Source organism: Anaerococcus sp. (assembly GCF_022770135.1).
Lineage (GTDB): Bacteria > Bacillota > Clostridia > Tissierellales > Peptoniphilaceae > Anaerococcus.
The window spans coordinates 25716-34541 of record NZ_JALEIL010000062.1; the positions used below are offsets into that span (position 1 = coordinate 25716).

Genomic DNA, 8826 nt, shown 5'->3' on the forward strand with positions numbered 1-8826 from the left:
TCCTATCTCATTTCGAATTGTAAAAATATCTTAAAATTATATAAAATACTTATATTTTCTTTCGTTTATTAGTATAATAATCGGTAAGCCAGATAGAATTAAATAAAAAAACTTATATAATACTACTAGTATACTTAAAAATGAAAAGAGAGGTTTGTATGACACATGCTAGCTATATAATTAGCGCAACATCTTCTGTCGATATTAGCGAAGAACTCTTTGAAAGGTTAGATGTGAAATGGATTCCCTTCCATTATCAGATAGATGGAAGAGATTACTTGGATGATTTGGGAGAAAGTATAAGTCTTAGCGACTTTTATGAAAAAATGATCGCTGGTTCCTACTCAACTACCAGCCAGATAAATGTTTTTGAATATCTTAATTATTTTGAACAATTCCTAGAAAATGGCAAGGACATAATTCATCTTTGCTTATCTTCAGGAATAACTGGCGAATATAACAATGCACTAATAGCAAAAGAGGAACTCTTGGAAAAATATCCCGACAGAAAAATATTTGTTCTTGATTCACTTAATGCTTCCGCTGCTCAACTTTTCCTAGTCAAAGAAATGGCAAAAATGAGAGACCAAGAAGCAAGTATAGAAGAAATCAATGACTGGGTGATAAACAATAGAGATAGGGTAAATGGTTGGTTTTTAAGCTCGGATCTAACCTATTTTATTAGGGGTGGCAGGATATCCAAGACCAAGGGAGCAGTCGGCAATGCTTTAAATATCTGTCCTGTTATGGAAGTTAACAGATTTGGTGAGTTAATAGTTAGGGAAAAGGTGAGGACTAAAAAGCGTGCCATAAAGGTCCTTCTAAAGAAGATGGCGACTTTAGCAGACGATGGTAAAGATTATAGCAAGGAATGTTTGATTATCCATTCACATGACTATGAAGGAGCTGTAGGTCTTAAGGAAAAACTTTTAGAAAGTTTCCCTAAGATAATAAAGGATATTGAAATTTATCAATTTGGAACTATAATAGGTAGTCATACTGGCCCTGGGACCCTAGCCGTGGTATTTTGGGGTGAAGAAAAAAGAAGATAAGTAGGTGAATGGATGAGATTAAGACACAAAGCAAATGCAATTCCTGAAATGAAGGAAAATAAGAAGATATATTTTGATGCTAGCGAAAACAAAGGTAAGTGGAAGGAAATTTTTGGCAATGATAATCCTATACATCTAGAAATAGGTGCAGGTAAGGGAGACTTTATCACAAAGATGGCTAATGCGAATAAGGAGATAAACTACATAGCCTTGGAGATGAATACAAATGCCTTTGTTGTAGCTAGTAGAAAAATGCTTGATGAAGAAATGAAAAACGTAAGGGCTATAATTGGAAATGCTGAAAACCTTGAAGACTTCTTCGAGAAGGGTGAAGTTGATAAAATCTATCTTAACTTTTCCACTCCTTGGCCTAAAAAACGCCATCATAAGAGGAGATTATCCCACAAGAGGTTTTTAGATAGGTACAAGGAAATAATATCTGATGGAGCAGAGCTTGAGCTAAAGACAGATAATGAAGATTTCTTTGATGCAAGCTTAGAGTACTTTGAAGACTTTGGTATGGATATAGAAAAAGTCGATAGGGACTTAGATATAAATGAATCAGTTGTTACAGAATATGAGACGAAATTTAGAAATAGAGATATGCCCATATATTTTGTAGCTGCAAAATTTCAAAATTAGCATGGGAGAGAGGCTATGAAAACTAAAAAAAACAAAAGATTATTAAGTGGAATCCTTATTCTTATATTTCTAGTATTTGTTTCTTATTTCTTTGGGATGAAGGCAGGAGTATTTAAGACTAAAGAAGAAGTAACTAGCGATATAGTAAAAGAACAACTGGTTAGTGTAAAGGAGCTTACTACATTAAAATACAGATACACAAATGTAGGATCATTTGAAAATGACAGTGAATTTTATGGAATCAAAATTCCTTTCACAAATAAAAAATTTATTATCTCTTATGATGGAGAAATCAGTGCGGGCATAGATTTAGACAAGGCTAAGGTCGATATTAATGATGAGAAGAAATCTATAGATATAACTCTACCTCAAGCTAAAATCTTATCCCATCAGATAGATGAGGACTCTCTTACGATCTTTGATGAGAAAGAATCTATCTTCAACCAATTAAAGATAAAGGACTTCTCTGAATTTCGCAAAAATGAAATGAAAAAGACCGAACAAGAGCTTTTGGAAAAAGGCTTTTTGGAAGAAGCAAGAGATAAGAGCAAGGATGCTATTATAGAAATATTAAATATTAATCCATTAATTAAAGACGAATATACTGTTAAGGTAAATTAAAAAAATCCGCTAGCTATCGAGCTTAAGATAGCTAGCGGATTTTTAGCTTAAGAAAAAACTTACTAAAGGATAAAGTATTATTTGATGGGCCAGATAAATTGGCATAGAAAGTCTTCCGATTTTTGCAAGGATATTGTCATTTCCCTTACTTACATTCTTTTCTTTAAGATAATTTCCTGCACTTAGGCCAGCAAGATAAGCGAATATCCAAGGTATTATAGGAAAATAATCTGTCGAAATAAAGCTAGAAGAAGGAAAACCAAGGATAAAGATATTATTTTCATATAAATAATCAAATATTCCAATCCCAGCCAAGGAAGATCGAGGTATATTGTAAGTTCCAACAAAAACTAATAGAAAAATAATAGCAAAGTATGGAGGAATCTTCCAGGATCTTTGGATAAGTCCAGCAATTATCATAGAAAGGCCCAAGCCATTTAAGACTCCCCATACAATTAATTGGTCTCTTGCAAAAATATATGTGATGATTGTAATAGCAAAGCCTATAATCGAAGTCTTTATGCCTCTTTTGATATTTTTATCATATGTAAGAAGGCTTGATGTAATTCCTGATATTAGAAAAAATGAAAGGGCTATAGATATCTGCCAAATCCTATTAAAAATAGTTCCATCATACCAGCTTATAGGTCTAAAATAGTTTATATTATAGGCCAGGTGGAAAAGTACCATCGATATAATGGTAAAACCCCTAAAGCTATCTAAATAATAATTTCTCTTCATAAAAACTCCTTGTTTAGATTATACCACATAGGGTAAGTGTATAGTAAGACGTGAGAAAGAGAAAAGGAGTTTATATGAAAAAAATAGCAGTATTAGTAGAATCACTATTCGAAGAAAGTGAATTAATATATCCATATCATAGACTAAGAGAGGACTTCGAAGTTGTCCTTGTAGGAAGTGAGAAGGACGTTGAGTATCCATCAAAGGCTGGCTATAAGGTAAAATCTGACATATCAAGTAAAGAAGCCGATCCAAGTGAGTTTGATGGAGTATATATACCAGGTGGTTACTCACCAGACGGAATGAGAAAGCACGAAGCAACAATAAATTTTGTCAAAAAAGTTCACGAAAACGGGAAGCCAATTGCTGCTGTATGCCACGGTCCATGGGTTGTTTCTGATGCAGGACTCTTGGATGGAGTAAAGGCTACTTCTACGCCTACTATCAAAAAGGACTTGATAAATGCTGGTGCAAAATGGGAGGATAGGGAAGTAGTTGTAGACAATAATATAATTACAAGTAGATCTCCTAAAGACCTACCTGCCCATGTAAAGGCCTTTGTTGATGCTTTAAAATAATATAAGATCTTAGCCCCAATATCCCTAGGGATGGAGGGGTTTTCTCTTGCTCAAAAGATCTTTATTAATTATAATATGAAGGTGGAGGATATAATGGAAAATTTTGATCAATACTACGAATTTATATTAAATAGAGGAAGTACAAACGGGGGTCATAGTTTAGAGAAAATAAAAAGTCTCTTAGAATATTTTGATAACCCTCAAGATAAGATAAAAGTAATACATATTGCAGGAACTAATGGTAAGGGATCTACTGCAAATATGATTGCCAATACACTTTCAAGGAAAAACAGGGTAGGGCTATTTACTTCACCATATATGACTAAGATAAATGAAGCTATATCAATTTCTGGAGTAGATATAAGCGATGAAGATTTTGCAGAAATCATCGATAGGTTAAAAAAACCCTTAGAAGAATTAGATAAAAAAGGCCTTCACAATTCCTATTTTGAAGTTTTGACAGCTATAATGTATATTTATTTTTATGAAAAAAAGGTGGACGTCGCAGTTGTTGAAGTAGGGCTAGGAGGAAGTCTAGATTCAACAAATATTATTAAAAGTCCAATAGCCTGTGTAATAACGACAATATCTAAGGATCATATCCAAATCCTAGGAGATAGTCTAGAAGAAATAGCCCAGAATAAGGCTGGAATTATAAAAGATGATTCTGAAGTATTCCTATATCCAAAGGAAGGTGATGTAGAAGAAGTTTTCGTAGAAAAGGTAAGAAATACTTCTAGCAGGCTCCATACTTTTGATAAGACAGAGATAGAAATAATAAAAACAGGGCCTGACTATAATGAGTTTTCTTTTAGGTCTTATAAAAATATTAGGACAAGGCTAGTTGGCCTCCATCAAATTTATAATGCTGTTACAGCTCTTATAACATTGGACTTCTTAAAAGAAGAGTTCAAACTAAGTAATAAGGATATATATGATGGATTATTGACTACGAGAAATCCTGGTAGGCTAGAGCTTATAAATAAAAATCCAAGAGTCTTAGTAGACGGATCTCACAATAGGGAAGCCATAGATGCCTTGATTAATGCCATATCTTCATACAAATATAGAAAGCTCATAGTAGGATTTTCCATATTAAAGGATAAGGATTATAATTATATTATTAATTCCTTGGCCAAGATTGCTGATGAAATTATAGTTACAAAAATAAAGAATAATCCAAGGGCCTTTGATACAGATGAGCTTTATAAATTAGTCAAGGATAAAGCAAAAGATGCGATAGAGATTAAAGATCCAATTGAGGCTTATGAGTATTCTAAAGAAAAAGCTAGTGAAGATGACTTGGTCCTTTGGTGTGGATCCTTGTACTTGGTAGGAGATATATTAAAATATGAAAAAGCTCCTCATTAAGGAGCTTAGATTAAGTCTTTGATGTGGTTATAGAAGATAGAGGGGGATAGTTTTTCTGATCCCCTCTTTTTTATTGTTAGGATATGGAGATTTTTCTTTGCCCTAGTCATGGCAACATACATTACTCGTCTTTCTTCTTCGATTTTATTTACAATATCTTCATTATCAACTATGATAGGAAACTCATTTTTCACCATGTTGATAACAAATACATTATCATATTCCAATCCCTTGGACTTGTGTATGCTTGAAAGAATCAGATCAGCATTAGAAGATGAGAGCTTTTTTTCAAGTTTTTCCTTCTTATTATAAAAATCTTCAATACTTTCCAAATTCTTTGTAAAGTTAACCATCGATTCAACGAAGAGGTCTTTATTTACAACTTCTTCCCTATATTTCTTGCTGAAATTTGATATATAGGACTTGTAATCCATATATTTATAGATATAAGATATCTTCTTGTCAAGACTAAGCTTTCTAATATGTTTTAGTTGTTTTTCCTTTTGGATTAGGGTTTCTATTTTGTAATCTTCCAAGTCCATATCATAAAGGGCCTCAAAAACATTTTTATTAAGAGCCTTATGGGAAAGCCTATCCACCTCTTTTTTCTTAAGAAAAGTCCCAATCTTGTAATAAATCTCGCAAAAAAGGTCAAACCTATCAAAATCATCCGAAAACTCAATAATATTAAATAAATCATCTATAATTTTTGATTCAAAGAAATTGAGTCTAGTTATATTCACAGAAAAGTCAATCTCATCTTCCATTAAAAAGGAAATTATATTTAGGGCTTGAATATTGTTCCTAAATAAAATTGCGTTCTTTTTTCCTTTTTTTATATTTTCTATGATATATTTGTATTCGTCTCTGACGTTTCTTAGACTTCTGATAGTAATTTTTCCGGAAAAATCATTATTAGTAAATAAATCTTTGGGATAACGGTTCTGGTTAGTATCGATAAAAGCCTTAGAAATATTTACGATGTTTTTTGAAGACCTATGGTTTTCTGTCATCTCTATAATTTTCAAATCAGGATAGATAGACTTTAAATTTAACAAATATGAGACATCAGAAGCCCTAAATGAGTAAATTGACTGGTCATCATCAGCTACTATCATCAAGTTATTTAGGGGAGCTGCGATTTTTTCGATAATTTTAAATTGAATTAGAGAAGTATCTTGTCCTTCATCTACTTGGATATATTTGTATTTATTCCTAATAGAATTTAAAAGTCTTTGGTCGTTTTGAATTAATTTAAGGGCCATAACTTGCATATCATCAAAATCTATATAGAAATTTCTTATCTTGAAATTCTCATAAGCCCTATAGATTTGAAGGCTATTTTTCACCTTGGAGTCTTCTAGATAGGTCTCATCAAGCATGGCATTTTTCATATAAGATGTTAATCTGAAAAACTCATTTAGATCTTCTTTTGATATTTTTTTATTATTGATTTTAAAGTAAATCTTCTTAATCAAATCGTATTTATTATAAAGGTCATCGGATTCTAATAGTCTTAGATTCCTATTATTTTTTTTGAGATAATTTCTTATAATTAGATAGCAAAAGGCGTGGATAGTCATAAAATTTGTCCTAGAAGACTTGTATCTATCCATCATATCTACGGCTTGGGTTTTAGAGAAAGTTATGGTAAGGATATGCTTAGGATCAATAGTTGTAGACAAGAATTTAATTCTTTCCAAAAGCATAGTAGTTTTCCCCGCTCCAGGGCCTGCAAGGACCAAAATTGGACCATCTTTGTGCCTTAAGGCTAAATTTTGTTGGCTAGTTAGTTTCATATCTTTATTTTATCATATTAATTTCTTTAAATATATGTTAAAATATAAGAAGAAGAAAAAAATAGATGGGGGAAATAATGCTTACACAAAATTTTTTGAAATCAAGAACATCAACTAGAGACTTTAAAGAAGATAATTTATCAAGCAAAGTAGTAGAAGAATTAAACAAAGAAATGGAAGCTGCTGCTACAAAGCACGGCAAAGAAGACATTAAATTCTTACTACTAACAGATGGTGCCGACGTCTATCAAAAACTCCAAGGTCTAGCAGGCTATAAGGGAGTTATGATCAAGGCTCCAAGCTATATTGCTTTGAACACTCTAAATGATAAAAAAGAGACCTATGTCAAAGCTGCTTACGCTATGGAAGAGCTTATCACTAAATTAAATGAACTTAAGCTTGGTAATTGCTGGATTACAGTAAGTGAGGTAGAAGAAGACATCAAGAAATCTGCCTTCAACTATACAGAAGGGGATGTTTCAATACTCTTAGCTATAGGCTATCCAATAGATGATACAGTTAGAGAGCACAAGTACTACGATAGACTTGCAAACTCTGACTTGGTATATATAGATAGCTTTGACAATCCTGCAAGTGATGAAGATCTCGAGCAAAGAGGACTTAATAGCATATTTGACTATGCGAAATATGCTCCATCCGCATACAACTCTCAACCATGGAGATTCCTAATAGAAGATGACAAACTTTCAATCTATATCAAAGACTATGCAGGCGATGTAAATTTAATAGATGCTGGTATAATAATGTATTATATTGACGAATTAGGAAAGACAATTTCATCTAATAGCAAGTGGGACATCAAACCAGTTGTAGATGGGAAAGAATATACCTACATCGCAAGTAAGAATTTATAGAATAAGAGCTGTTGCAAAATTATGAATAATTATCGTTCCATCGTTAGAAGGTTCTCTTAGGAAATTTTTAGTGGTGCCTGCCGGCAAATGGAGGCAAAATTTTCGTAGAGGTTCTTCTAACGATATTGGAACGATTTATTCATTCTGCAACAGTTTCTTATTTTAATAGAGGAGTTAGAATTGATAAGATTATATACAGAAAAAGATTTTGAAAAGATGAGAGCTGCAGCAGAAATTCTCTGCCAAACTCATTTAGCTATCAGAGAAGTTATTAGAGAAGGAATAACGACTCTTGACCTTGATAAATTTGCCAATGAATTTATTACCAAACACAAGAAGGCAATCCCTGCTCAACTAGGTTATGGTGGTTTTCCATTTACCCTATGTATTTCAGTAAATGATGAAATATGCCACGGCTACCCAACAGATTATGTCCTCCAAGAAGGGGATATTGTTTCAATAGACAATGTAATAGACCTTGATGGTGGTCTTGCTGACTCATGCTGGACTTATACTATTGGAAAGATGAGTGAAGAAGATCAAAGATTAGTCGATGTCGATCTAGAATGTCTAAAAAGAGGTATAGAGGCTGCTGTTCCAGGAAATAGAATAGGAGATATTGGAGCTGCCATTCAAGAATATGTTGAAGATGAGAATGGATTTTCCGTTATAAGAGACTTTATAGGTCACGGTATTGGTAATGAAATGCACGAAGATCCACAAGTTCCCCACTACGGTAAGGCAGGTAGAGGACCAAGAATAGAAGCGGGTATGGTATTTACTATTGAACCTATGATTGCAGCTGGTGATTGGAAGATGAAAGTTGACGATAATGGTTGGACAGCAAGAACAAAAGATGGGTCTAAATGTTCACAATTTGAGCACCAACTAATAATCCATGAAGACGGACCAGAGATAATAACTGATCAAGAAAAATATAAGCTCACAGAAGAAGATTTGGCCTTCATAAAGAAATACAAGGAAAAAAATAATCTATAAATAGATTGCAGAGCGTAGACAAAGTAACTTCAATCGAAATTTATTTTATCGTTAAGTTACCCTTATCTCGACTAAGAGAGTGAAACGAACGCATGGAGAGATCTCATTAGATTTCTCCGCTCACTCCGTTCGGTCGAAATAAGGGTTA

Annotated in this window: 9 protein-coding genes; 7 read left to right on the plus strand and 2 right to left on the minus strand. The window is 33.1% G+C overall.

The window, feature by feature from the left end; genetic code table 11:
* Window positions 1-158 precede the first annotated feature (158 nt).
* From MRZ08_RS02795 to MRZ08_RS02805, 3 genes are read left to right on the plus strand one after another with little or no spacing between them, the layout of a single operon-like run.
* The gene (locus MRZ08_RS02795) at window positions 159-1052 is read left to right on the plus strand and encodes a DegV family protein (RefSeq protein ID WP_297379029.1); all 894 of its coding nucleotides are present in this window, start codon (window positions 159-161) and stop codon (window positions 1050-1052) included.
* A 12-nt stretch (window positions 1053-1064) separates the two neighbouring features.
* The gene (gene trmB / locus MRZ08_RS02800) at window positions 1065-1694 is read left to right on the plus strand and encodes a tRNA (guanosine(46)-N7)-methyltransferase TrmB (protein WP_297379031.1); all 630 of its coding nucleotides are present in this window, start codon (window positions 1065-1067) and stop codon (window positions 1692-1694) included.
* Between the two features lie 15 nt (window positions 1695-1709).
* The gene (locus MRZ08_RS02805) at window positions 1710-2315 is read left to right on the plus strand and encodes a DUF4230 domain-containing protein (protein ID WP_297379033.1); all 606 of its coding nucleotides are present in this window, start codon (window positions 1710-1712) and stop codon (window positions 2313-2315) included.
* A gap of 42 nt (window positions 2316-2357) precedes the next feature.
* On the opposite strand, the gene MRZ08_RS02810 is transcribed toward MRZ08_RS02805, so the two are convergent.
* Window positions 2358-3056, minus strand: a complete 699-nt coding sequence (locus tag MRZ08_RS02810) for a heparan-alpha-glucosaminide N-acetyltransferase domain-containing protein (RefSeq protein ID WP_297379035.1) — start codon at window positions 3054-3056, stop codon at window positions 2358-2360.
* A gap of 74 nt (window positions 3057-3130) precedes the next feature.
* Between MRZ08_RS02810 and MRZ08_RS02815 the strand changes: the two genes are divergently transcribed.
* Together MRZ08_RS02815 and MRZ08_RS02820 are read left to right on the plus strand one after the other, a co-directional pair.
* Window positions 3131-3634: a type 1 glutamine amidotransferase domain-containing protein gene (locus MRZ08_RS02815; protein ID WP_297379037.1), complete on the plus strand. Its 504-nt coding sequence runs from the start codon at window positions 3131-3133 to the stop codon at window positions 3632-3634.
* 93 nt (window positions 3635-3727) lie between these two features.
* Entirely contained in the window at window positions 3728-5005 is a 1278-nt protein-coding gene (locus MRZ08_RS02820) for a folylpolyglutamate synthase/dihydrofolate synthase family protein (RefSeq protein ID WP_297379040.1), read from the plus strand.
* Window positions 5006-5010: 5 nt separating this feature from the next.
* On the opposite strand, the gene MRZ08_RS02825 is transcribed toward MRZ08_RS02820, so the two are convergent.
* Window positions 5011-6804 carry an ATP-dependent helicase gene (locus MRZ08_RS02825; protein ID WP_297379042.1) on the minus strand — a complete coding sequence of 598 codons (1794 nt, stop codon included), beginning with the start codon at window positions 6802-6804 and terminating at the stop codon, window positions 5011-5013.
* A 77-nt stretch (window positions 6805-6881) separates the two neighbouring features.
* Here MRZ08_RS02825 and MRZ08_RS02830 point away from each other — a divergent pair, with 77 nt between their 5' ends.
* Both MRZ08_RS02830 and map read left to right on the plus strand, forming a co-directional pair.
* A complete protein-coding gene (locus tag MRZ08_RS02830; RefSeq protein ID WP_297379044.1) occupies window positions 6882-7679 on the plus strand; it encodes a nitroreductase family protein in 798 nt (265 codons plus the stop codon).
* Window positions 7680-7859: 180 nt separating this feature from the next.
* Window positions 7860-8678, plus strand: coding sequence for a type I methionyl aminopeptidase (gene map / locus MRZ08_RS02835; protein ID WP_297379046.1), 819 nt, complete (start codon window positions 7860-7862; stop codon window positions 8676-8678).
* Window positions 8679-8826: the final 148 nt, after the last annotated feature.

Bases quoted from the DNA above. Each gene is read 5' to 3' on its own strand.
- MRZ08_RS02810 (WP_297379035.1), bottom strand. From the start codon at position 3,056: ATGAAGAGAAATTATTATTTAGATAGCTTTAGGGGTTTTACCATTATA.
- MRZ08_RS02830 (WP_297379044.1), top strand. From the start codon at position 6,882: ATGCTTACACAAAATTTTTTGAAATCAAGAACATCAACTAGAGACTTT.
- MRZ08_RS02805 (WP_297379033.1), top strand. From the start codon at position 1,710: ATGAAAACTAAAAAAAACAAAAGATTATTAAGTGGAATCCTTATTCTT.
- MRZ08_RS02795 (WP_297379029.1), top strand. From the start codon at position 159: ATGACACATGCTAGCTATATAATTAGCGCAACATCTTCTGTCGATATT.
- MRZ08_RS02815 (WP_297379037.1), top strand. From the start codon at position 3,131: ATGAAAAAAATAGCAGTATTAGTAGAATCACTATTCGAAGAAAGTGAA.
- MRZ08_RS02820 (WP_297379040.1), top strand. From the start codon at position 3,728: ATGGAAAATTTTGATCAATACTACGAATTTATATTAAATAGAGGAAGT.
- trmB (WP_297379031.1), top strand. From the start codon at position 1,065: ATGAGATTAAGACACAAAGCAAATGCAATTCCTGAAATGAAGGAAAAT.
- MRZ08_RS02825 (WP_297379042.1), bottom strand. From the start codon at position 6,804: ATGAAACTAACTAGCCAACAAAATTTAGCCTTAAGGCACAAAGATGGT.